The organism is Streptomyces hoynatensis, assembly GCF_003626535.1.
GTDB lineage: Bacteria > Actinomycetota > Actinomycetes > Streptomycetales > Streptomycetaceae > Streptomyces > Streptomyces hoynatensis.
The window spans coordinates 228770-251456 of the sequence record NZ_RBAL01000003.1 but is presented as its reverse complement, the minus strand read 5'-3'; the positions used below and the strand labels follow the sequence as shown (position 1 = coordinate 251456).

Sequence of the window (22687 nt, the reverse complement as noted above, 5' to 3'; positions counted from 1 at the left end):
CTGTAATCTTTACAGGCAATAGTATGCGCCCGCAATCGACTGCCCGTGCCACCCCCGCGCCCGCCCCCGCCCCGGCCCCCGTGTCCCCGGGGCGCACTCGACGCGCCGGATGCGACGCCACCGGGCACGGCCCTGCCGCAGGGCCCGGATTCCGGCCGCTGCCCGAGGCCGGATGGCCCACTGCCCGGGCCCGGGCGCCGCGCCCCAGGCGCCGCGGGTCCAGGCGCCGCGCCCCGATGACCCCGGCCGCGGGTGGCGGGCCCCCGGGTTCGGTGCTGTGCTGGAAGCGAGAGCGCGCCGCGCTCTCCGGGCGGGCGCAGTGCCCCGCCCCGGCCGCGGCGCAACGGCCCGGCCTCCTCGAAGGCCGCCGGGAGACGGAGGCGGTATGAGCCGTCAGGCGGGCGGGGAAGCCCGGGTGATCCGCTGGTTCCAGGACCTGTCCTCCGCCGACACCCCCCTCGTCGGCGGCAAGAACGCCTCCCTGGGCGAACTGACCCGGCACCTGACGCCGCACGGCATCCGGGTCCCCGACGGCTTCGCCTGCACGGCCCGCGCCTACGCGGACCTGCTGCACACGGGCGACCTGCGGTCCCGGATCGCCGAACGCCTCGACGCCCTGCGCGCCGGCGAGGACGTGTCCCGGGTGGGCGCCGCGATTCGCCGGATGTTCCTGGACACGCCGCTGCCCGGGCACCTCGACGGCGCGCTCCGGGAGGCGTACCGGGAACTCGGGCGCAGGCTGGGCAGGGCGGAGCCGGACGTCGCCGTGCGCAGCAGCGCCACGGCGGAGGACCTGCCGGAGGCCAGCTTCGCCGGGCAGCAGGAGACCTACCTGAACGTGTCGGGCGAGGCGGCGCTGCTCGAAGCCTGCCGCCGCTGCTACGCCTCGCTGTTCACCGACCGGGCCATCAGCTACCGCGAGGACCACGGATTCGGCCACCTCGACGTGGCGCTCTCCCTCGGCGTGCAGCAGATGGTGCGCTCCGACCGGGCCGGCGCGGGGGTCGCGTTCACCCTCGACACCGACAGCGGCTTCCCGCACGTGGTGCTGATCAACGCGGCCTGGGGGCTGGGCGAGTCCGTCGTCTCCGGCACCGTGGACCCCGACGAGTACCAGGTGTTCAAGCCGCTGCTCGACCGCGCGGACGCCGCCCCGGTGATCTCCAGGGCGCCCGGCGCCAAGGAGCGCAAGGTCGTCTACGGGCGGCCGGGCGGGGAGCCGACCGTCACGGTCGAGACGAGCCGGGAGGAGCGGGCGCGGTACGTCCTCGACGAGGCGGAGATCCTCCACCTGGCCCGCTGGGCGGTGGCCATCGAGGAGCACTACGGGTGCCCCATGGACATCGAGTGGGCGAAGGACGGCGACACCGGCGACCTGCACATCGTGCAGGCCAGGCCCGAGACGGTGCAGTCCCGCAAGGCCACCGCCACGCTCAAGTCCTACCGGCTCAAGGAACACGGCCGGCCGCTCACCACGGGACTGGCCGTCGGCGACGCCATCGCCGCGGGCGAGGTGTGCAACCTGCGCGACGCCGCCGAGATCGGCCGCTTCCGCGACGGGGCGGTCCTGGTCACCGCGGCGACCGACCCCGACTGGGAACCGATCATGAAACGGGCGGCCGCGATCGTCACCGATCACGGCGGGCGGACCTCGCACGCGGCGATCGTCAGCAGGGAACTCGGCGTGGCCGCCGTCGTCGGCACCGGGAACGCCACCGGCGCCCTGCGCGACGGGCAGCCGGTCACCGTCTCCTGCGCCGAGGGCGAGGAGGGCACCGTCTACCAGGGGGTGCTCGACTTCGAGGCGCGCGACATCGACCTGGAGCGGGTGCCGGACACCAGGACGCACGTCATGCTGAACATCGCCAACCCGGCCGCCGCGTTCCGCTGGTGGCGCCTCCCCGCGGACGGCATCGGGCTGGCCCGCATGGAGTTCATCGTCAACAACCACGTGCGGGTGCACCCGATGGCCCTGCTGCGGTTCGGCGAGCTGCGGGACGAGGCGGCCCGGGCCCGGATCGCGGAACTCACCCGCGGCTACGACGACCCCGCCGAGTACTTCGTCGAACGTCTCGCCCACGGCATCGGCCGGATCGCCGCCGCCTGGTGGCCGAAGCCGGTCGTCGTCCGCATGAGCGACTTCAAGACCAACGAGTACGCCCGGCTCATCGGCGGCGAGGGCTTCGAGCCGGCGGAGGAGAACCCGATGCTCGGCTGGCGGGGTGCCAGCCGCTACCACAGCAGCGGCTACCGCGAGGGCTTCGCCCTGGAGTGCCGGGCGATCCGCAGGGTGCGCGACCGCATGGGCCTCACCAACGTGATCGTCATGATCCCGTTCTGCCGCACCCTGCCCGAGGCCGACCGGGTGCTCGCGACCATGGCCGAGCAGGGGCTCGCGCGCGGCGACGGGGGCCTGCGGGTCTACGTGATGGCCGAGATCCCCTCCAACATCATCCTGGCCGGGCAATTCGCCGAACGCTTCGACGGCTTCTCCATCGGCAGCAACGACCTGACCCAGCTCACCCTGGGCGTCGACCGCGACTCCGCCGAGCTGGCCTCCCTGTTCGACGAGCGCGACCCGGCGCTCACCGAGAGCATCGGGCAGCTCATCGCCGCCGCGCACCGGGCCGGCCGCCCCGTCGGCCTCTGCGGCCAGCGCCCCAGCGACGACGCGGACTTCGCGGGGCTCCTCGTCCGCTCGGGCATCGACTCGATCTCCGTGGCGCCCGACAGCTTCCTCACGGTCAAGGCCAACGTGGCCGCCGCGGAACGGGAGGCCGGGGCGCGGGAGGCCGCAGAACGGGAGGCGGCGGAACGGCCGGTGCGGCGGGCCGCCTGAGGGCCCGCGGCCGACGGGCCAGGCGGCGCACACCCCCGCGCCGTCCACGGCCCACGAGCGGCGCAACCGCCGGCCGGTTGCCCGATGCCGGGCAGACGCGCTGCACGGCGAAGCCCCGCGGTGCCGGGGGCACGGGTCAGGCCGGGTCAGGACCGGTCGGCGGTTCGGGGTCCTGCTCCAGCGGGGGAAGAGCGATCTGCAGCCGCACCCCGGGCTGCAGGTTGGTGGCGGTGACCGAGCCGCCGTGGGTTTCGGCGATCTGCCGGACGATGGCCAGCCCCAGTCCTGAGCCCGGCACGGAGCGGGCGGCCGGCGAGCGGTAGAAGCGGTCGAAGACGTGGGGAAGGTCGGCGGGCGGGATGCCGGGGCCCTCGTCGCTGACGGACACCGTCCCGCACGCGCGAACCCGGAGATGGACGCGGCCGCCTTCCGGGCTCCACTTCACCGCGTTGCCGAGCAGGTTGCCGATCGCCCGCGCCAGGGCCTGCGGGTCGGCGTCCACCAGGCAGGACTCGAGGTCGGTGGTGAAGGTGACCTTCGTGGTCCGGGAGGCTGCGCGCTCGACCACGCCGGCCGCGAGGAGGTCCAGGCGGGTGTCCTCGGTGTGCCGGCGTTCCCGTCCGTAGCGGGCGAGGTCCAGCAGGTCGTTCACCAGGCCCGCCAACTCCTCCGCCTGCTCGCGGGCGTTGTGCACCAGGGTGGGCGCGAGCGGGTCGGCGGGTCCGTCGTTCTCCTCCAGGAGTTCGAGGTTGGTGGTGAGACTGGTCAGCGGGGTGCGCAGCTCGTGGGAGACGTCGGCGACCAGACGCCGCTGCGCCTGCAGGGAACCGTCCAGAGCCGTCACCATGGTCGCGAACGCCCGGGTCAGCCGCCCGATCTCGTCCCGTCCCCGCGCCTCCACCGCGATGGTGAGGTCCTGCGTCTCGGTGATGCGGTCCACCGTCCGGGTCAGCTCGTGCACCGGACGCAGCACCCGGCCCGCGGTGAGCCGCGCTCCCAGGGCGGCGAGCAGCGTCCCTCCTGCGACGATCGCCACCAGCAGCGTTCGCAGCCACGCCAGCGTGTCACCGACCTCGGACGCCGGGACGGCGGCACGTACCAGCACGGTGCCGCGTGGCGGCGAAACGCCCCCGGTCGATCCGAGGGGGCGGTGTAGACCCGGTAGTGCACGCCCCGGTAGTCGACGTCCCGGAAGTACGCGGGGCGGCTGCCCCGGGCCACTTGGACGTCCTTCCCCGTCACCGGAACGAAACCGGCCGCGGAGCCGGAGGAGCCGGACGCCCCCGAGGGCGAGGGCCGGTCGACGAACTGTACGAGTGTGCTGCCGAGCCTGAGAGGCGCGTCCGGGACCGTCACGGTGTCGTCCGCGGAAGTGGCCCCCGCCGCCTGCCCGGTGCCGGCCGCACCCGTACGCGCGGGTGCGGCGGCAGGGCCGCCCTCGGCCGTACCGCGGACCCGCAGCGGGGCCATGGCCGGCGGCCCCTTGAAAGAGGCGAGAAGGGCGGGCGCCTGATCGGCGGCCGTCTTGAGGGAGCGGTCACGCTGGGCCGTCAGATTCGCCTTGAGCAGCGGATACAGCACCGCCGAGGCGGCGAGCAGAACGGCCATCACCACCAGGCTGCCGGCGAGGGCGACCCTGCCGCGCAGACTCACGGCTGTCCGCGCAGGACGTATCCGAGCCCGCGCACGGTCTGGATGACTCGCGGTTCGCCACCGGCTTCGAGCTTGAAGCGCAGGTAACTGATGTACACCGACAACGCGTTGGACGTCGGCCCGAAGTCGAAGCCCCAGACGGCCTCGAAGAGCGACTTCCGGCTCAGCACACGTCCTGGGTTGCGGAGGAAGTGTTCCAGCAACAGATATTCCGTTCGGGTCAGGTCGACGACCCGCCCGCCCCGCCGGACACGGCAGGCCGTGGTGTCCAACTCCAGATCGGCCAACCGCAGCAGCTCCTGATCGGCGCCGGTCCGCCGCAGCAGGGCACGCAGCCGCGCACGCAACTCCGCCAGGGCGTAGGGCTTGACCAGATAGTCGTCGGCGCCGGCGTCCAGGCCCGCCACCCGATCGTCCACCAGCTCGCGAGCGGTGAGCATCAGGATGGGGATGCGGTCGCCACGGGCCCGCAGACGCCGGCACACCTCGAGACCGCTGGGCTCGGGAATGTGGACATCGAGGATGAGCAGGTCCTGCCGGACACGGGAGAGCTGCTCCAGGGCAGCGCGCCCGTCCGGCGCCTGCGACACCTCGTAGCCGTCGCGGCCCAGAGCGTGGGCCAGGGAACTCCGCACCGCTTCGTCGTCGTCGACGACCAGCACACGCATGTCCGGTGGATCCCCCGCGAGTTCGTGGCGAAAGCCGGAAGGGCCGGTCAGGGCGGGCCGGCCGTCGAAGGCCCTGCCCGTCCCGGTCGCCTCAGCGGTCACCGTACACCACGCCCGGCGCGCCCTTCCGTGGCGTGGTCCGTCAGGGCGCGGTGCGGGCCGCGAAGGGCGGGAGCATGTCAGGCGACGTGCGCGCGAACGCGGTCCCGACGATCCAGACGCCGGCGCCGCCGGGCTCGGAGACGGCCCCGTTGATGCTGTCCGACACCGCCGGCATGGTGATCGGCCGGGCTTGCCCTGACGCCGTCGTCGGGAGCTGCACGCCGTAGGCGGCGGCTGTGGTCTGGCTGTCGGTGTAGCCGAACGCCTGAGGGCCGCTGCGGGTGAAGGCCACGTCCTGGAGTTGCGTGTCGGCCGCGGCCGGCACCGGCACGGATTCCCACGCGGTCCCGGTCCAGCGCAGGGCCAGGGGGTTGCGTATGCCGTCCGGTCCGACGCGGTAACCGACCGCCCAGGTGCCGAACCGCGCGTCGGTGCGCACATTCTGCAGCCATGCCTCGTCGCCCCCCAGGTCGGGCAGCGGGACCTTCCGCCACGTGTGCCCGTCGTAGTGGATCGAGACGCCGACCGGGCCGACCGCCCACACGTCACCGGGGCCGGCCGCGCTGAGGGAGTTCACCCAGCTCACCGGGTTCGCGTCGCTGAGCGCAGCGGGCGTGACGGGGGTCCACGCACGGCCGTTCCAGTGCGCGAGCCCGGCGCTTCCGGCGATCTCGCCGCCCGCCCAGATGTCCGTGGCGGACACGGCGGCAATGCCGAAGAGCTTGCTGCCGGCGGGAAGGGCATCGGTCGGCGTCTGCTGCCAGGACGTTCCGTTCCAGTGCTCGATCAGCGCGTAGGCCACCGGTCCCTGGGCCGCCGAGTAGGTCCCGGTGTCGCCGACCGCCCACACGTCGTCCGGTGCGACCTCCGCGATGCCCCCGTCGAGCCGGCTGCTGAGGAGTCTCAGCGTGGGATCGTCCGGCTGCTCGACGGGCACCGGTGTCTGCACCCAGCCGGAGCCGTCCCAGCGCACGGCCATCGGCGCAAACGGACCGGTGGACGGGATGAAGAATCCCGTCGCCCAGGTGCTGTTCGCCCCGCCGCCGCCCCCCACGCCGAGCAGGTTCGCCGAGGTCACGTCCGGCGAGGGCAGCGGCACCGGCGTCTCCTGCCAGCCCGACGCCTGAGCCCCGGCTGCCGCCGACGCGTCCGTCGCCCCCATCAGCACCAGCACGGAGGCGATGCCCGACGCGGCCAGCCGCCGCCGGAGGCGCCCGGCCCTGCCGCGCGAGGGCCGGCCCCGTCCGCTTGTCTCTGTTGCGCTCACGTGAAGTATCCGTCCCCAGGTCTCGTGCCCGCCCCGACAAGGTGACCGGCGGGCTTGACGAAATCCTCCGTGCCCGAGGTGAGGAGAACGCACGGGAACTCCTGGAAACACATAAGAAACGTCCCCGACCACGGTGACCGGTTGCGCCGTCCTGCCCGTCTCCCCCACCCGGCTTCGGGGTGCCGTCGTCGTACGCGCCGAAGCGCCCCTCACGGCCCGGGACGCGCCCGCCCGGCCACACGCCCGCGGTCGGATCGCGGCGGCACAGCCCGGCCGGCCCGGCCGCGCGGCATCTCCCCGAAACCGCCTGGCACCTGGGTTCCCCGTGCCGGTATCGTCCCGTCCCTCTCCCCGCACCAGCGGCCCACGCCGTATCGGCGGCCCACGCCCAGAGAGCGATACACATGACCACCAGCCAAGCGACCACGACTCTCTGGCGCCCCACCGGCCCCAGGGAACTGGACCTGCTCCGCGAGCTGAACTGGCGTGCGTGGCCGCCCCGACTGCCCGAGCAGCCGATCTTCTATCCCGTCCTCAACGAGGACTACGCCATCAGGATCGCGCGCGACTGGAACGTGAAGCACGACGGCGCCGGCTTCGTCACCCGTTTCGAGGTCGAATCGGAGTTCCTGAGCAGGTATCCCGTCAGACAGGCCGGCGGCCGGACAATCCTCGAACTCTGGGTTCCCGCCGAGGAACTGGACGACTTCAACGCGCACCTCGTCGGCGAGATCCAGGTGGTCCACGAGTTCCGCTGACACCGGGCGCGGCGCCCACGCGGACGGCGGGCCGCCGCACTGCCCCGACATGCCCGACGCCCACCGCGCCCGTCGCACGATTCCCCGTCAGAAACCCCACACGCAACTTGCCTGTCCCCCCACAGATCAACATGAACGCCCTCGGCACGCCCGGAATCGCCCCCCCTTTCCTCCCGGACCTCTTCCTCGCCGACTCCCCCTTCGATCCCCTTACACGACGACCAGCAGCCCCCGGTCAGCGCCGGAACGGCTCCTCGCCACGGCGATCTCCCCGATGGTCTTTCGTCGACGGGAACGGCATCAACAACGGCACCCGGCCGTTGCCCACCCCGAGAAGCCGTACGCGGCAGCAGCTGCCTCGGTAACCCCCACCACAACGAGACCCGCCACCCACGGCACCCCCTTCCGCAGCCAGCCTCCCCCTCGTGCATCCGCACCCACCCGCACCCGGCCAACCACCCGCCCCGTAAACCGCCCACCGCTTCAGCCCCGCAACAAACTCGTTTGTGGCCCGTCCCCCGCCTCGCCACCCGCCCCGCGGGCCGGGCCGCGGGCGGGTGGGTGGGCCCTTGACAGGTCCGTGGACCGCGCATACCGTGCGCCCGAAATCCGGAACTCGGACCGATATCTCGAACGCGGGAGTGGCCTCGTGCGTTCCCGGCTGACGGTGGCTCAGCTTGCCGACCTCGCGGGTGTCTCCCCGGCGACGGTTTCGAAGGTGATCAACGGGCGCCTCGACGTGGGACCGCAGACCCGGGCGCGCGTGGAGGAGGTCATTGCCCGGCACGGATACCGCAGGCGTGCCGCGGCCGCCGGGCCGACCATGCCGCTTGAGGTGCTTTTCCACGAGCTGGCCGGGCCCTACCCGGTGGAGATGCTCAACGGCGTGCAGCGCGTGGCGCGCCGGCATCGGCTGGCCGTCGTGCTGTCCGAGCTCCAGGGGGGCCACGTGCCTGCCGACGGCTGGGTCGAGGACGCCCTGGCACGCCGCCCGACCGGGGTGATCGCGGTGTTCTCCGGCCTGACGGGCGAGCAGGCGACCCGGCTGCGGGCCCGCGGCATCCCCCTGGTCGCGGTGGACCCCGTGGGCGAGTGCGCCCCGGGCGAGCCGGTGGTCGGCGCCGACAACCGGTCGGGCGGGCTGGAGGCCACCCGGCACCTGCTGGCCCTCGGGCACCGGCGGATCGCCGTCATCACCGGTACCCCCGGCACCCAGTCGAGCCGGGCCCGCGTGGCCGGTTACCTGGAGGCGCTGGCCGGGGCGGGCGTGGCGGCCGATCCGCGGCTGATCCGGGTCGGGCACTTCCAGGTGGAGGACGGCGCGCGCCACACGCGGGAGCTGCTGCGGCTCCCCGAGCCGCCGACGGCCGTGTTCGCGTGCAACGACGGGGAGGCGCTCGGGGTGTACCTCGCAGCCGCGGAGGCGGGGGTCCGCGTTCCCGAGGAGCTGAGCGTCGTCGGTTTCGACGACGTCTTCCCCTCGCAGTGGACGGTCCCGCCGCTGACGACGGTGCGGCAGCCGCTGGCGGAGATGGCCGCCACCGCGGCGTCGATGGTGGTCGCGCTGGCCAGGGGCCAGGAGCTGGAGCGCTCCCAGGTGGCTCTGGCCACGAGGCTGGTGGTCCGGGCCAGCACCGCCCCACCGCCACGGTGAGCCACCGAGCCCCGGGCCACCGCCGCGGTGAGCCACCGGACGCCGCCCCGCCCACCGCGGTCAGCCACCGGACGCCGCCTCGCCCACCGCGGTCAGCCACCGCCAGGTTGGGCAGCCGAAGTTGAGCCACCACCGCGCCGGGCCACCCCCGCGTTGAGCCACTGAGCCACCGGCCCGCCGGGCCGCCGGACCCCGGCCCGCCGCCGCGTTGAGCCGCCGGCGCGGGGGACGGGTCAGGAGGCCGTCAGCTCGAAGCGTTCCACCCGCACCGCGCCGCCGAGCCCGAGCGTGGCGTAGTTGAAGATGCCGAACCGGTACCCCATGAAGAAGCGCCAGTCGTTCTTCAGCGTGAACGCCGGGGAGAGGGTCGTGAACCGGGTGCCGTCCGTGCTGTAGGAGAAGGTCACCTGGCGGCCGTTGCCCGGACGGATGTCGGCGGTGGCACGCAGCCAGATCCGGCCGCCGGAGACGGAGGCGCCCGCCACCTCGTAACCGGTGTTGCTGGTGTTCCAGTTGGTGTCCATCGTGATGCCATCGATGCGCACCACGCGGGTGGCGCCGTTGTCGCGCTTGATTCCGATCCATGCGGAGGCGTCGCGGAGGAGGGCGAGCCCACTCCGGTCGCCGTCTCGCATCCCCGAGTAGTCCAGCTGGATCGTCGCCGTGGAGGTGGGGCCCTGGATGCGGTGCGTCAGCGTGTTGCGGGCCGCGTAGAGGTCGTAGGTCACGGTGGCCGTCTGGAGGGTGAGGCCGTTGTTCGCGGACCACTTGGAGTTGTCCGGGTTGTGGTTCCACTCCCACTTGGGTGCCAGCCCCGGTCCCGGGAAGGTGTCGGCGCCGGTCATCGGCTCCACCTGCCGAGGGGGCGGGGGCAGGTCGGGGGTCGCGTAGGAGGCGCCCCAGGCGCCGTTGACCAGCTGGAGAACGGGCCAGCCGTCGCCGGTCCAGGTGACGGGGGCGAGGACCGGAACCCGGCCGCCGGGGTAGGCGTCGACGAAGGCCATGTAGTACCAGGCCCCGTTCTGGGTCTGGACCAGCCCGCCCTGGTGCGGAACGCCGCCGCCCGGGATCGGGCCCGGCAGGTCGAGCAGGACCTGCCGCAGCTCGTAGGGTCCCCAGGGGCCGCTGGTCGACTTGAGGACGTACTGGCCGTTCGCGGGGCGGGTCACGAAGATGTAGTAGTTGCCGTTGATCTTGTAGAAGCGGGAGCCCTCCAGGGTGCCGATGCCTGAGGGCGTGCTGAACACCTGCCGGCTGACGACCTGGCTGCGGCCGTCCGCGGACAACTGCGCGACGCTCAGGGTGGTGTTGCCGTAGGCCACGTACAGGGTGTCGTCCTCGTCGACGAGCAGCCCCGCGTCGTAGTAGGCGGTGCCCAGGGTGGCGAGCCTGCTCCAGGGGCCCTCCACCGAGGTGGCGGTGTAGACGTAGGACCGGGCGAAGTCGATCTGGCCCAGCCAGTAGAAGGTGCGGTTGGCCGGCCGGTAGGCGAGCGAGGAGGCCCAGATGCCGCGGACGTAGCCGCGGGAGCCGTTCAGGTTGTACTTGGCGTCGAAGTCGAGGACGGGCACGGAGTGACCGGCGAACTCCCAGTTGACCAGGTCGTAGGAGCGCAGGATGGGGGCGCCGGGCGAGTAGTGCATGGTCGAGGCCGAGTAGTAGTAGGTGTCGCCGACGCGGATGATGTCGATGTCGGCGAAGTCCTGCCAGAGGACCGGGTTGGCGTACTGCCCGGCGGCGGGCCGCGCGGGCCGGGGCGCGGCCGCGGGGGCGGCCCCGGGCGCGGCGGCGTGGGCCGCGGCGGGGAGGCCGATCGGGGTGGCCGCCGCCGCGGCGAGGCCGGCCGCGGCCGTCAGCACGCCTCTGCGGCCGCGGGGTCGTTCGAGCCAGGACATGCGTTCTCCTTCGCGGATCGGGGACGGTGCGGCGCGGGCCGCCGCCCGGCGCCGCGGCGGCAACGCCGGCCGCCGGCGGGCCCGGGCACGCGCCCGGGCCGGGGCCGGCGTCTCGCCGCGTGCGCGCCGCCGACGGACGGCCACCGTGCCGCGCGAGCAGCGCGGGCCCACGGCCCGCCTGGCACCGCCCGCCCTGTGTTCGACATACGGAACAACGTTCATGCTGCCGAACGGAGAATAGGGGCGGGGAAAGAAAGGCGTCAACGCACCCGGGGCGCATGTTGTGGCCACAATTCCGCGGATTCCGGCGGGATGTCCGGGCCTTTACGGCTCGGAGCCGGGGAGCGCGCGGCGAAAACTCCACGAAATGCCTCCCGATTGAGCATCGCCACACCGCGGCACGGCGCATTGCGCACAGGCGGCATCACCCTCCGGCCCATGCGAACGAAAAGGCCCCGAAAACGCGCTCCCTCCGGGCCCCGGCCGGAACTCGCGGGCGGCGGGGCCTCGCCGGGGCACCGGGGCGGCGCCGGGGCGCACCCCCGGGCCCGCACCCTCCCCCACCTGCGCACCTGCCCGCCGGACCAGCCGTTTCGCCGGGCAGGGCCGCAGGTTGCGTCGTTGCGGAAAAGGCCGAACGACCGGAAGTCCGCGACGGCCGGCACGGCGACGACGCGGCCCGCCGGGGGCCGGAATGGCGCCCGGGCCCTTTCCTTCGTGTCCGGTCGGGACAGAGGGCACGCGAGGTATTGACGCGCCCGGAAAGCCACCTATCATTTCGTGCTGTCCGGCAAGCTGAACGGCGTTCGGTATGCCGAATATTGCGCGCGGATCGGTTCGCCGCTCCGGCGCGAATCCCCCACGGCACCATCCCCCACATCCATCAGGCACTCCCGTGCGCGCCGTGCTGCCCTTTTCCGGCGGGCGGCCACGCCCGTGCGGGCGGGCCGGAAACCCCCAGGGAGACGTCCATGTCCCCATCGCCAGGCCGCCCACGCCACCACGCCCTGCGCGCGGCAGTGGTGACGCTGCTCGGCATCGCGCTGTCGCTGTTCGCGGCGCCCGCGCAGTCGGCCCCCAGCCGGCCGGCCGCCGCGCAGTCCGACTCGGGCCGGTTGGCCGCCACGCAGCCGGGCTCCGGTTCCTCGCCGGCCGCGGCGACCGGTACCGCACCCGGCCGGGTCGCGATCGAGCAGCTCACCGGCAGCTTCCAGTGGTCCTCCACGGGACCGCTGATCTCGCCGCAGCCCGACTCCCGCCACAACGTGGTGTCCGTCAAGGACCCCTCCGTCGTCCGCGACAACAGCGGCAGGTGGCACGTCTTCATGACGACCGCCAACACCGCCGGCGGCTGGAGCATGGCCTACACCAACTTCACCGACTGGTCCCAGGCCCCCTCCGCGCGCCTGACCTACCTGGACACCAACCCCAACATCGGCACCGGCTACCGCGCCGCGCCCCAGGCGTTCTACTTCGCGCCGCGCAACGAGTGGTACCTCGTCTACCAGACCGGCTCCCCCTCGTACTCCACCAGCACCAACCCCGGCGATCCGCAGAGCTGGTCGGCGCCGCGGAACTTCATGTCGGGGCAGGCCGCCGGCGGCACGCTCGACTACTGGGTCATCTGCGACTCCGCCATGTGCTACCTGTTCTCGGCCAACGACGACGGCAAGCTCTACCGGGCGGAGACCACCGTCGGCGAGTTCCCCAACGGCTTCCGCAACACGCAGGTCGTCCTCCAGGACTCCCAGTACGCCCTGTTCGAGGGCGAGGCCGTCTACCGCGTCGACGACACGAACACCTACCTGCTGATGATGGAGGCCATCGGCAGCGACGGCCGCCGCTACTACCGCTCCTACACCGCGAACGGCCTCACCGGCCAGTGGCAGCCCCTCGCCAGCACGGAGGCCAACCCCTTCGCCCGCAGCAACAACGTCTCCTTCCCTTCCGGCGCCTGGACCCGCGACATCAGCCACGGCGAACTCATCCGCTCGGGCAACGACCAGACCATGCGCATCAACTCCTGCGACCTCCAGTTCCTCTACCAGGGCATGAACCCCTCGGCCGGCGGCGACTACTCACAGCTCCCCTGGCGCCTCGGCCTGCTCACCCAGACCAACGGCACCTGCTGAACGACCCGGCCCCGCGCGGGCGAACCCCACAACACCGCGCCCGCACGGGGCAGTTCCGCCCGTCCGCGGCGGCCCCACCCGGCGCCGGCCCCGGACGGGCGGGCGCGCGTCGCAGCGGCACACACGTTGTCGGCACAGCCGGCACAGGCAGCGCCGCCGGCACAGGCAGCGCCGCCGGCACAGCCGGCACGGTCGGCACAGCCGGCGCCGCCGCGGGTGCCTGCGCGGGCGGCGCGGCGGCACGCGGGATCAGGCCGTCACGGGCAGGGTGCGCAGGCCGCGGATGACGAACTCGGGGCGGCGCTCGGGGGCGGCGGCGAGGCGCAGTCCTGGCAGACGGGCGAGGAGCGCCGCCAGCGCGGCGGCGATCTCCACCCGCGCCAGCGGGGCGCCGACGCAGTAGTGGATGCCGGCGCCGAAGCCGAGGTGCGGGTTGGGGCTGCGGCCGACGTCCAGGGTGCCGGGCCGCTCGAAGACGGCCGGGTCGCGGGCCGCGGCGCCCAGCAGGACGGCGATCGTGTCGCCGGGGGCCAGCGCGTGGCCCGCCACCGTCACGGGCGCGGTGGCGGTGCGTTCGAACAGCTGCAAGGGGGCGTCGTAGCGGATGAGTTCCTCCACGGCGGTGGGCAGCAGCCCGGGCGAGGCAAGCAGCCGCTCCCACTGGTCGCGGTGGGTCAGCAGGGCGAGGACGCCGTTCCCGATCACGTTGACCGTCGCCTCGTGGCCGGCCATCAGCAACAGGACCGCGGTGCCGACCAGTTCGTCGCCGGTCAGCCGGTCGGTGCCCTCGCGGACGGCCACCAGGTCGCTGATCAGGTCCTCGCCCGGGTGCGCGGCCCGCTCGGCGGCCAGGTCGCGCAGGTAGGCCACGAACTCACCGGCCGCCCGCTCGGCCGCCGCCGCACCCTCGGGCGGCAGGCCGTACTCGTACATCTTCACGATCGCGTTCGACCAGGGTTGCAGCCGTGGCCGGTCCGCGGCGGGGACCCCGAGGAGCTCGGCGATCACCTCGACGGGCAGCGGACCCGCCAGGTGCCTCATCAGGTCGGCGGAGCCGTCCGCCGCGATCGCCGCGGCGAGCGAGGCCACCAGGCCGTCCGCCACCGCCCGCACCCGCGGGGCGAGCCGGGCGGTGTGGCCGCGGCCGAAGGCGGCGGAGACCAGGCGGCGCAGCCTGGTGTGCCGGGGCGGCTCCGTCTCCAGCAGCGAGTTGCGGTGCAGCAGGTTGAACGCCGGGAATTCCGCGGCCGGTTCGCGGTCCCGCCAGATCCGCCCGGCCCCGCGTTCCCTGAGCACGGCGGAGCAGGCCGCGTGCGTCACGGCCACCGGGAGGCCAAGACCCTCGTGCCGGTGGATCGGCCCACGCTCCCGCAGGGCGGCGAACGCCGGGTAGGGGTCGGCCAGGAACGCGGGGTCCGCGGGATCGAACATCACCTGGCCGACGCTACCGGTCCCGGCCCGCCGCGCGAAGAGAGATGCGGGGCGTGCGTGAGGTGGCCGGGCGGGCAAGGGGCGCGGCGGCGGTTGCGGTGAGGGACAGGTCCCACAGCCGTGCGGCCGGGCCGGGGGCGACGGCGTAGGCGCGGACGCCGCCGCCGTCCATGGGGGCGCCGGGGGCGGAGATCCCGGCGATGCCGCAGTCTTCGAGGTGGAGCCCGCCCCGGCCGGGGCCGCTTCCCCCCGCCGCCGGGGGTCGCCCGCGGCCCGGCGGCGGCTGCCCCCGGGGGCGTCGCCCCTCGCGTGGCGCGGCGGGGGAAAGGGTGCTGTGCTGGGAGCCGAGGCGTACGAAGGGCGGTGAGGGCGGTGCCGCAGCCGGTGGTCGTGGGGGTGGACGGGTCGGAGTGCAGCCTTACGGCGGTGGACTGGGCCGCCGACGAGGCCGCCAGGCACGGGCGTCCGCTGCGCCTGGTGTACGCCTGGTTCTGGGAGCAGTACGAGATCCTGGCGCCCGCGGGCGCTCTCGAACGGCCCGAGGGCGGGACGGCTGCGGACGGCGTCCTGGCCGCCGCCGGGGAGCGGGTGTCCCGGCGGCAGCCGAGCCTGGACGTGTCCGTGAACGCCGCCACGAGCCCGCCGGTGCCCACGCTGGTGGAGGAGGGCGGCAACGCGTTCCTCCTCGTCGTGGGCAGCCGCGGCAGGGGGCCGCTGACGAGCCTGTTCCTGGGTTCGGTCGGGCTCGGGGTCGCCGGCCGGGCGCCGTGTCCCACCGTCGTGGTGCGGGGTGCGCCGCAGGCGCTGAACGAGGGCTTCGGGCGGGTGGTGCTCGGCGTGAGCGGCTCGGAGCACGAGGCGAGCGCCACCGAGTTCGCCGTGCGCGAGGCGGCGGCCCGCGCCTGCGAGCTGCGGGCGGTGCACGCCTGGCGCAGGTCCCCGCAGGACGCGTCGCACCCGGACGGCGAGGCGCGGGCCGAGACCGTTCTCGCCGGCGCGCTGGCGGACGCCCTCGCCGCGCATCCCGACGTGGAGGCCCGGCATGAGGCGCGGGAGGGAGCACCCCGCGAGGTCCTGCTGCGGGCGGCTCAGACGGCCGACCTGCTGGTCGTCGGCGCGCACCGGCGCACCGGTCACCACGGGCTCGGCCTGGGCCTGGCCGGGCACGCGCTGGTGCACCACGCGCCGTGCCCGGTGGCCGTCGTCCCCCGCCAGTGAGCGGCCCCGCCACCGCCTCGGCCGGGCGCCCGGCGGCCGCGGGAGGGTGGCCGGGCCGTGCCGGTGGCCGGCGGCGGAACCGGGGCCTGCCCCGTGGTCGTCGATCCCCGGGACGACGCCCGTGCGACATGCCGGAACGGCAGGACGGAGACAGCAGCTTGCCCACCGTGGAAGAGCACGGCCCAGCCGGGCCCCCGGTCGTGGTGAACGACTACGACGACTTCGCCGAGGCGTATGCGGCCCTCAGCGAGACCAGCCTCCTGAACGCCTACTACGAGCGGCCCGCGATGCTGTCCCTCGCCGGGGACGTGGCCCGCCGCCGGGTCCTGGATGCCGGCTGCGGCTCCGGCCCCCTGTTCGCCGCGCTGCGCGATCGGGGCGCCGTCGTCACCGGCCTCGACTCCAGCGCCCGGCTGGTGGAACTGGCCAGGCGCCGCCTGGGCGCCGACGCGGACCTGCACGTGGCCGACCTTCGCGACCCGCTGCCGTTCGCCGACGGCACGTTCGACGATGTCCTCGCCTCGCTGGTGCTGCACTACCTGGAGGACTGGGGCCCGACGCTGGCCGAGATGCGGCGGGTGCTCAGGCCGGGCGGCCGGCTGATCGCCTCCGTGCAACACCCCTTCGTGGACTACGCCACCCAGGACCCCAGGCCCGACTACCACGCGACCACCCCCTGCACCCAGGAATGGGCCGACCTGGTGGGGCGGCCGGCCCGGATGCGCTTCTGGCGCAGGCCGCTGCACGCGATGACCGACGCCTTCACCGCGGCCGGTTTCCACCTGTCGGTGCTCAGCGAGCCACGGCCCGATCCGGCCGCCAGGGAGCTGTACCCCGACGACTTCCGGGACCTCTCGACCAGAATGTGCTTCCTCTTCTTCGTGCTCCGGGCGCCCTCGGCCACCGGCTCGGCCGCATAACGAGCCCTTCCGGCACCCGGCCTGCCGGCCCACCCGCCGGCCCGGCCACCCCGTCCCGCCGCCCACCGCTGCCGGCCGGGCCGCACGGACCGGGGCGCGGCACGGTCACGTGAGGCTGCCGAGGGTGAGACGTCCCGCCCCACCGGGTGGGCCCGCGGACCGCCCCACCCCGTGAGCCGCCGCGACCGCCGGGCGGTGCGGGCGCGAAAGAAAAGCGGCGGCGGGGTAAACGCCCGTCCCGCCACGCCGCGTTGTAAGGGTGGCAGGCCACGAGCACCCGCGGGGCGGACGGTGGAATTCGACGACTACGTGCTGACGCGCGGAGACGCGCTGCTGCGCTTCGCGCACGTGCTGTGCAACGACGCGCAGCGGGCCGAGGACCTCGTGCAGGAGGCCCTGGTCCGCTGCCACCGGCGGTGGCGGCGGATCGAGCACGGCGGCCTGGACGCGTACGTGCGCAAGGCGATCCTGCGGCAGTACCTGTCCTGGCGCCGGCGCAGGTCCGCGGAGGAGGGGCCCGCCGGCGACCTGCCCTGCGCCGGGGGCGCGCCGGACCAGGGGATCGAGGCGATCGGGGAACGCGACGCGATGTGGCGGCTGCTCGCCGGGCTGCCGCGGCGGCAGCGGGCCGTGCTGGTGCTGCGCTACTACGAGGACCTTCCCGACGCGGAGATCGCCGGGCTGCTGAACTGCTCGGCCGCGACCGTGCGGGTGCACGCCGCCCGGGGCCTGGCGCGCCTGCGCCGCCATCCCGAACTGACCGGCAGGGCCGAGGTGGTGGAGGACGCATGAGTACCGGAGGTGGCGAAGCGGAGTTCGAGGCCGCCCTGCGGGAGGCGTTCGAGCGGCGGGGGCGGGAGGCCCCGGCGGCGGCCGGGCTGCTGGAGGCGGTGCTGGCGCGCCGCAGGCGGCAGACGCGGCACCGGGTGGCGGGGGCGGCCGTGGCCACGGCCCTGGTGGCGGCGGGCACGCTGCTGGGCGCGCAACTGCTGCGCGGCGGCGAGCCCGCGGGCCCCGCGGCCGGGGTGCCCGCCCCTGGCATCTTCGCCGCCGAAGAGATCGAGCTGTGCCTGCTCCCCGGGGGCGGCGATCCGGCCGAGGTGCTGCTCTCCGCCGAGGTGGGCGGCGAGGAGGTGCAGACCGCGATCTCCGAGCCGGCCGGCGACGCGTTCCGGCTGCACGTCGAGCGCGCCCCCGGCTACACCGTGCGCCTCGACGTGCTGCGGGGCTCGGTCGCCGGGGAGCCGCTGGACGGCGCCCGCGACGTCAGGGCCGGCGACCGCCCGGGCCGGATCGGCGACGCGCCCGGCGGCGGGCGGGTGCTGCTCCTGGAGACGGGCACCGAGGGCGTGCTGCTGCGGCTGACCGCCGAGGGCACCGGCCCCGGCGACGCCGAACTGCTCGCCTGGGCCGCGAAGATCACCGTCAGCACCGGCCGGGACGCCTGCGAGTCCTGAGCGCCGCGGCCCGGCCGCCCGCGGGGGCGAGACCCGCGGGCGGCCACAGCGCCGGGAGAACCGGAACGACCAGAGGAGTGGAGTGGCAATGACGGAGGCACCCAGCGGGCGCGCGGCCCGGGCGGCCGGAGTGACCAGGCGGCGGCTCCTGGGCGGTGGCGCCGCGGCCCTGCTGTCGGGCGCGGCGCTGGCCGCGACGACCGGCGCCCTGACCTGGGGCTCCTCGCGCGACGAGCGGGAGAGCGGCGGCACGGGCGGCGACCCCGTGGCGGAGTACCTGTCCGAGGCGGTGCCGGACGGCGCCGGGCTGACGGCACTGGCGGCGCGGGGCGAGGAGGTGGTGCACTGCGCGGGGAGGGGCCTTTCCGACCGCGAGGCCGGCATCGCGTACGGCTGCGGCACGGTCTTCGACATCGGCTCGCTGACCAAGCAGTTCACCGCGGCGGCGATCCTGCGGCTGGAGATGGCCCGGGCCCTGTCGACGGACGACCCCCTGGCCGCGCACGTGGCGGGACTGCCCGCGGACAAGCGCTCCCTGACGCTGCACCAGCTCCTCACCCACACCGCGGGGCTGGTGGACGTGCTCGGCGACGACGACGAGGTCCTGTCCCGGGAGGACATGCTGACCGCCATGGGCGAGTCCGAGCTGCAGTCGGCCCCGGGCGCCGCGTACCACTACTCGAACGTGGGGTACAGCGTGCTGGCGGCGGTGATCGAGAAGGTCTCGGGCGCGGGCTACGAGGAGTACCTGGCGCACGAGCTGTTCGCCCCGGCCGGCCTGTCCCGGACCGGCTACGTGCTGCCGCGCTGGGAGCGGAGCGGGATCGCGGTGGAGTACGACGGCGCAGGCACCCCCGTGGGCAGGCCGAACGAGCACCCCTGGGCCGAGGACGGCCCCTACTGGAACCTGCGGGGCAACGGCGGGCTGCTGTCCACCGCGCCGGACATGCACCGCTGGCACCTCGCGCTGAGCGGGGACGGCGTCCTGTCCGCGGCGGCACGGGAGAAGATGTTCCGGCCCTGGGTGCGTGAGGACGGCGGGGACACCTGGTACGGATACGGCTGGGTGATCGCGGACTGGGACGGCCACCGCGTCGCCTGGCACAACGGGGGCAACGGCCTCTCCTACGCCGAGTGCGCCCGGCGCCTCGACGACGGGCTGCTGGTGTTCTGGGCGACGGGCGCGGTCGAGGGGGACGGGGAGTGGAACCTGGAGGAGCTCGACCTGACCCGGGGCATCGCGGGCAGCCTGCGGGCGGGCGGCTGAGCCGCGAGGCGGGCCACCCGCCGCCGGGGCGCGGCCCCGGGCGGCGGGGTGCGGCGCCGGGCCGGGGCCGGCGGTCAGCCCTCCCGGCCCATCGCCTTGCGGACGGCGTCCCTGGTGCGGTCCATCAGGGCGGCGACCGGGCCGGTCAGCAGGTTGGCCGGGGCGCCCTGGACGCCGGGGTGCGGGCGGGTGGGGGCCATGGCCTCCGCGGCCCGCACCGCCTGGGCCAGCGGGGCCAGCGCCCCGGGCTCGGCGTACCTGCGGATCTCGCGGAACTCGTAGCGCTCCTCGGCCCTGGCGTGGTGCATCACGTCGGCCCGCAGGGCGCGCAGCGTGGGCAGGAACTCGGGCGAGCCTGGGTCCATCCCGTCGAGCCTGGCGAGGGTCTCCTTGGCGCCCTCCTCCTCGGCGAGGCGTTCGCGGACCACCTCGTCGGCGCCCTCGAACAGGCGGCGCGCGAAGGGGTGGACGACCTCCTGCTCCGCGGTCTCGTGCACCGCGAGCAGCCGCACCAGCTGCCTCAGCGCCGTTCTGCGGTCCTGGCCGGTGGCGCGTTCCACCTCGTCGAACAGGTTGCGGATGTCGCCGTGCTGACGCGTCAGCAGGGCCACCACGTCGTCCTGGAATGCGGTCCTTGCCGCCTGGGCGGTCTGGGTCATGGCTGCGGTCCCGTCCTTCAGTTCTCGCGGAGCGCGGGCACCGGGTGCTCGCCTTCGGTCTGGAGCCGGTACTCGCGCCCGAACATCTCGCGGTGGGCGTCGAGGACCTGGTCGCTGGGGGGCATCCCGTCGGAGTTGAGCGCCTGCTGCATCCGCTCGAAGCGCTCGTGGGCCTCGCGGACGTATCCGGTGCCCAGGGTGGTCAGGTCGAGCTGGGTGGCGATCAGCTCGCGCAGGTACTGCTTGTTGGGCTCGAAGGTGAGCACGTTCGGCAGCTCGGGGGCGAGCACCTCGGCCGGGTCGCGGCCGTCGTGGCGGCGCATCAGGTCGCAGGCCAGCCGCAGGTGTTCGAGCTCCATGTTCAGGTGCAGCTCCCAGATGGCCCGCACGCGCGCGTCGCTCTCCTGCTCTATGAAGGAGTGGTAGAGGTAGCACTCGTTGTACTCGTGGTGGACCAGCTGCTCCCACCAGGTCTCCCCCGGGTCGATCAGCGACTCGTAGTGGGTGACGTGCTCCTCCTCGATCATCCCGATCTCCTGGTAGAGCTGCCGGGCGATCGGCTCCATGTAGGTGGGGCCCACGTTGAGGTAGAAGTTCATCGTCTGCTGCTCGGCGGCCATGACGGTCAGCGCGTGCAGCTTGGAGAGCGGGTTGGCGCCGCGGCGGTCGTAGGGCTCGCGGACGTTGTCGACGGGGTCGCGGTGGTGCAGCGGGGTGGGGCGGCCCGGCATGACCTCGGTGAGCTGGTCGACGATCTCCTCGGCCTTGCGGTGCTCGATCATCTCGTAGAGGTTGGCGTACCGGTACAGGTGGTCGAAGTCCTCCAGGACGCCGAACTGGTAGGCCTGTGTCAGGTACGGGTCGGGTTCCATGCGGGCGATCCAGGCGGTGAGGTCGACGGCCACCTGCTCGTAGGAGATGGTGGTCTCCAGCACCGAGGAGGCGCCGGGCAGCAGCCAGTTGACGGCCTTCTGCTGCTGCGCCTCGATGTAGCGGACCCGGGCGAGGGTGCGCTTGACGTCCAGGTCGGGGCAGTGCCGGGCGAAGTGGTGGCTGAAGAGCATCGCCTCGATCTCGATGCCGTTCATGGTGATGATCCGGCAGCGGGTGTACGGATCGCCGCGGTCGGGGTCGACCGGCTCGACCGCCAGCTCGCGCCAGTCGCGCAGCTGCCGGTCCAGGGGGATGCCGCGGTGCTCCAGCGGGTTGAAGGTCATCGGTGTCCTTAGGGGAAGGGGGCTCCAGTAGTAGTGGCGGCGGCCTGGGCCCCCTTCTCAACGCGCCGCCGCGGCGGGCGGGGTGACCCGTTCGGTCGGGCGGGGGACGGGGCGGCGTCCAGGGGCGCCCGGGGGGCCGGGAGCGGCGGGCGGAGGTACAACGGAAGGGCCCGCGGTGCGCGGGGCAGGCGGGCGGCAGGAGGCTGACATGAACGACTATCCGCGGCCGGTCACGCGCGCCGGGCACGTCGAGCCGGTCCCCCGGCGGATTCGCGCCTTCCTCGGGGCGCACACCCTCTTCGACACCGTCCGGGCGCGCTACGTGTGGGAGATCCCGCACTATCCGCAGTACTACGTCCCGGTGGAGGACGTGGACGCGGGGCTGCTGGTGGACGAGGACCGCGAGGAGCGGCAGCCGCTCGGCACGGCGCGGGTGCACGGGCTGCGGGCCGGGGAGGAGACGCGTCCCGGGGCGGCGCGGGTGTTCACGAAGGACGCGGCCGAGGGCCTGGCCGGGCTGGTCAGGTTCGACTGGGAGGCGCCCGACGCCTGGTTCGAGGAGGACGAGGAGATCTTCGTCCACCCGCGCAGCCCGTACACCCGGGTGGACGCGCTGCGCTCCACCAGGAACGTCCGGGTGGAGCTCGGCGGGGTGACGCTCGCCGAGTCCTCCGCTCCGGTGCTGGTCTTCGAGACGGGCCTGCCGGCCCGGTACTACCTGGAGCGGACGGACGTCGACTTCTCCCTGCTGGTGCCCTCGAAGACGCGGACCGCGTGCCCGTACAAGGGCAGGACCAGCGCCTACTGGTCGGTGCGGGCGGGCGGCAGGACGCACGAGGACCTGGCCTGGTGCTACGACTTCCCCACCCGTCAGCTGCTGCCGATCGCCGGTCTCGTCTGCTTCTACAGCGAGAAGACCGACACCTACGTGGACGGGCGCCTGCTGCCGCGGCCCGAGTGAGGGCAGGGCCGCCGCACCGGGGCCCTGCCTACCGGCCGAGCCCCTCGACGAGTTCCGCGTGGGGGACCTGGAGGAGTGCCTTGCCCGGGACGATCAGCTTGCCGCGGCGGCGCCCGCTGCCGATGAGGACGTGCGGCATGTCGGCGACGGCCGCGTCCACGAGCACGGGCCAGCCTTCGGGCAGGCCGAGGGGCGTGACGCCGCCGTACTCCATGCCGGTCTCGCCGATGGCCAGTTCGTGCGGGGCGAAGGAGGCCTTGCGCACGTCGAGCCGGCGCCTGACCGTGCCGTTGACGTCCAGGCGGGTGGTCGCGGCCACCACGCAGGCCGCCAGGCGGGCCTCGCCGCCGCGCTTGCCCTGCACGACCACGCAGTTGGCCGAGGTCCCGGCCAGGTCCTCGCCGTAGGTCTCGACGAAGACGGCGGTGTCGGCCTTCTCCGGGTCGGTGTCGACGTACAGCAGCTGGTCGGCGGCGACGGGTCCCTGCCAGCCGCGGATGGCTGCGGCCACCGGCTCGACGAGCAGGTCGAGGCAGTCGGGAGCGGGGGTGGCCTGGTCGAAGTTGCCGATCGGTGCGCGCATGGGCCG

The 22687-nt window shown here is 74.2% G+C and carries 18 protein-coding genes; 10 read left to right on the top strand and 8 right to left on the bottom strand.

Annotated elements, in window-relative coordinates:
- Positions 1–385 precede the first annotated feature (385 nt).
- Positions 386–2839 carry a phosphoenolpyruvate synthase gene (gene ppsA / locus D7294_RS06970; RefSeq protein ID WP_120676652.1) on the top strand — a complete coding sequence of 818 codons (2454 nt, stop codon included), beginning with the start codon at positions 386–388 and terminating at the stop codon, positions 2837–2839.
- A gap of 136 nt (positions 2840–2975) precedes the next feature.
- Here ppsA and D7294_RS06965 read toward each other — a convergent pair whose 3' ends face one another.
- From D7294_RS06965 to D7294_RS06955, 3 genes are all read right to left on the bottom strand, one after another.
- The gene (locus tag D7294_RS06965) at positions 2976–3944 is read right to left on the bottom strand and encodes a sensor histidine kinase (RefSeq protein WP_120676651.1); all 969 of its coding nucleotides are present in this window, start codon (positions 3942–3944) and stop codon (positions 2976–2978) included.
- 544 nt (positions 3945–4488) lie between these two features.
- On the bottom strand, positions 4489–5160 hold the full coding sequence (locus D7294_RS06960; protein WP_120677105.1) for a response regulator transcription factor: 672 nt from the start codon (positions 5158–5160) through the stop codon (positions 4489–4491).
- Positions 5161–5302: 142 nt separating this feature from the next.
- Positions 5303–6529: a hypothetical protein gene (locus tag D7294_RS06955; protein WP_147450781.1), complete on the bottom strand. Its 1227-nt coding sequence runs from the start codon at positions 6527–6529 to the stop codon at positions 5303–5305.
- Between the two features lie 404 nt (positions 6530–6933).
- On the opposite strand from D7294_RS06955, the gene D7294_RS06950 reads away from it, so the two are divergent.
- Together D7294_RS06950 and D7294_RS06945 are read left to right on the top strand one after the other, a co-directional pair.
- On the top strand, positions 6934–7287 hold the full coding sequence (locus D7294_RS06950) for a hypothetical protein (protein ID WP_120676649.1): 354 nt from the start codon (positions 6934–6936) through the stop codon (positions 7285–7287).
- Between the two features lie 649 nt (positions 7288–7936).
- On the top strand, positions 7937–8941 hold the full coding sequence (locus D7294_RS06945; RefSeq protein ID WP_241562163.1) for a LacI family DNA-binding transcriptional regulator: 1005 nt from the start codon (positions 7937–7939) through the stop codon (positions 8939–8941).
- 233 nt (positions 8942–9174) lie between these two features.
- Here the strand turns inward: D7294_RS06945 and D7294_RS06940 are convergent, their stop codons facing one another.
- Entirely contained in the window at positions 9175–10836 is a 1662-nt protein-coding gene (locus tag D7294_RS06940) for a glycoside hydrolase family 43 protein (protein ID WP_120676645.1), read from the bottom strand.
- A 971-nt stretch (positions 10837–11807) separates the two neighbouring features.
- Here D7294_RS06940 and D7294_RS32930 point away from each other — a divergent pair.
- Positions 11808–12968, top strand: a complete 1161-nt coding sequence (locus D7294_RS32930; protein ID WP_120676643.1) for a glycoside hydrolase family 62 protein — start codon at positions 11808–11810, stop codon at positions 12966–12968.
- A gap of 249 nt (positions 12969–13217) precedes the next feature.
- Here the strand turns inward: D7294_RS32930 and D7294_RS06925 are convergent, their stop codons facing one another.
- On the bottom strand, positions 13218–14399 hold the full coding sequence (locus D7294_RS06925; protein WP_120676641.1) for a cytochrome P450: 1182 nt from the start codon (positions 14397–14399) through the stop codon (positions 13218–13220).
- A gap of 372 nt (positions 14400–14771) precedes the next feature.
- Between D7294_RS06925 and D7294_RS06915 the strand changes: the two genes are divergently transcribed.
- The 5 genes from D7294_RS06915 (at position 14772) to D7294_RS06895 (ending at position 19261) form a co-directional block, all read left to right on the top strand.
- Positions 14772–15617, top strand: a complete 846-nt coding sequence (locus tag D7294_RS06915; RefSeq protein WP_120677103.1) for a universal stress protein — start codon at positions 14772–14774, stop codon at positions 15615–15617.
- Positions 15618–15745: 128 nt separating this feature from the next.
- The gene (locus D7294_RS06910; RefSeq protein ID WP_120676639.1) at positions 15746–16537 is read left to right on the top strand and encodes a class I SAM-dependent methyltransferase; all 792 of its coding nucleotides are present in this window, start codon (positions 15746–15748) and stop codon (positions 16535–16537) included.
- Positions 16538–16828: 291 nt separating this feature from the next.
- Complete coding sequence (locus D7294_RS06905) at positions 16829–17329, top strand: SigE family RNA polymerase sigma factor (RefSeq protein WP_120676638.1); 501 nt, start codon at positions 16829–16831, stop codon at positions 17327–17329.
- Positions 17326–17994: a hypothetical protein gene (locus D7294_RS06900; protein ID WP_120676637.1), complete on the top strand. Its 669-nt coding sequence runs from the start codon at positions 17326–17328 to the stop codon at positions 17992–17994. The genes D7294_RS06905 and D7294_RS06900 overlap by 4 nt, the downstream gene beginning before the upstream one ends.
- 88 nt (positions 17995–18082) lie before the next feature.
- The gene (locus D7294_RS06895) at positions 18083–19261 is read left to right on the top strand and encodes a serine hydrolase domain-containing protein (RefSeq protein ID WP_120676635.1); all 1179 of its coding nucleotides are present in this window, start codon (positions 18083–18085) and stop codon (positions 19259–19261) included.
- A gap of 74 nt (positions 19262–19335) precedes the next feature.
- Here D7294_RS06895 and D7294_RS06890 read toward each other — a convergent pair whose 3' ends face one another.
- Both D7294_RS06890 and D7294_RS06885 read right to left on the bottom strand, forming a co-directional pair.
- Positions 19336–19920, bottom strand: a complete 585-nt coding sequence (locus D7294_RS06890; protein WP_120676632.1) for a hemerythrin domain-containing protein — start codon at positions 19918–19920, stop codon at positions 19336–19338.
- Between the two features lie 17 nt (positions 19921–19937).
- A complete protein-coding gene (locus D7294_RS06885; protein ID WP_120676630.1) occupies positions 19938–21137 on the bottom strand; it encodes a hypothetical protein in 1200 nt (399 codons plus the stop codon).
- Positions 21138–21345: 208 nt separating this feature from the next.
- Between D7294_RS06885 and D7294_RS06880 the strand changes: the two genes are divergently transcribed.
- Complete coding sequence (locus D7294_RS06880; RefSeq protein ID WP_120676628.1) at positions 21346–22098, top strand: DUF427 domain-containing protein; 753 nt, start codon at positions 21346–21348, stop codon at positions 22096–22098.
- 28 nt (positions 22099–22126) lie between these two features.
- Here D7294_RS06880 and D7294_RS06875 read toward each other — a convergent pair whose 3' ends face one another.
- Positions 22127–22681 (bottom strand): YbaK/EbsC family protein, encoded by a 555-nt coding sequence (locus D7294_RS06875; RefSeq protein ID WP_120676626.1) that lies wholly within the window; start codon positions 22679–22681, stop codon positions 22127–22129.
- Positions 22682–22687 lie beyond the last annotated feature (6 nt).

Excerpts from the sequence above, each read along its gene's own strand:
- D7294_RS06890 (WP_120676632.1), bottom strand. The coding sequence starts at position 19,920 with ATGACCCAGACCGCCCAGGCGGCAAGGACCGCATTCCAGGACGACGTG.
- D7294_RS06895 (WP_120676635.1), top strand. The coding sequence starts at position 18,083 with ATGACGGAGGCACCCAGCGGGCGCGCGGCCCGGGCGGCCGGAGTGACC.
- D7294_RS06885 (WP_120676630.1), bottom strand. The coding sequence starts at position 21,137 with ATGACCTTCAACCCGCTGGAGCACCGCGGCATCCCCCTGGACCGGCAG.
- D7294_RS06910 (WP_120676639.1), top strand. The coding sequence starts at position 15,746 with ATGCCGGAACGGCAGGACGGAGACAGCAGCTTGCCCACCGTGGAAGAG.
- D7294_RS06940 (WP_120676645.1), bottom strand. The coding sequence starts at position 10,836 with ATGTCCTGGCTCGAACGACCCCGCGGCCGCAGAGGCGTGCTGACGGCC.
- D7294_RS06960 (WP_120677105.1), bottom strand. The coding sequence starts at position 5,160 with ATGCGTGTGCTGGTCGTCGACGACGACGAAGCGGTGCGGAGTTCCCTG.
- ppsA (WP_120676652.1), top strand. The coding sequence starts at position 386 with ATGAGCCGTCAGGCGGGCGGGGAAGCCCGGGTGATCCGCTGGTTCCAG.
- D7294_RS32930 (WP_120676643.1), top strand. The coding sequence starts at position 11,808 with ATGTCCCCATCGCCAGGCCGCCCACGCCACCACGCCCTGCGCGCGGCA.
- D7294_RS06880 (WP_120676628.1), top strand. The coding sequence starts at position 21,346 with ATGAACGACTATCCGCGGCCGGTCACGCGCGCCGGGCACGTCGAGCCG.
- D7294_RS06950 (WP_120676649.1), top strand. The coding sequence starts at position 6,934 with ATGACCACCAGCCAAGCGACCACGACTCTCTGGCGCCCCACCGGCCCC.
- D7294_RS06900 (WP_120676637.1), top strand. The coding sequence starts at position 17,326 with ATGAGTACCGGAGGTGGCGAAGCGGAGTTCGAGGCCGCCCTGCGGGAG.
- D7294_RS06925 (WP_120676641.1), bottom strand. The coding sequence starts at position 14,399 with ATGTTCGATCCCGCGGACCCCGCGTTCCTGGCCGACCCCTACCCGGCG.
- D7294_RS06875 (WP_120676626.1), bottom strand. The coding sequence starts at position 22,681 with ATGCGCGCACCGATCGGCAACTTCGACCAGGCCACCCCCGCTCCCGAC.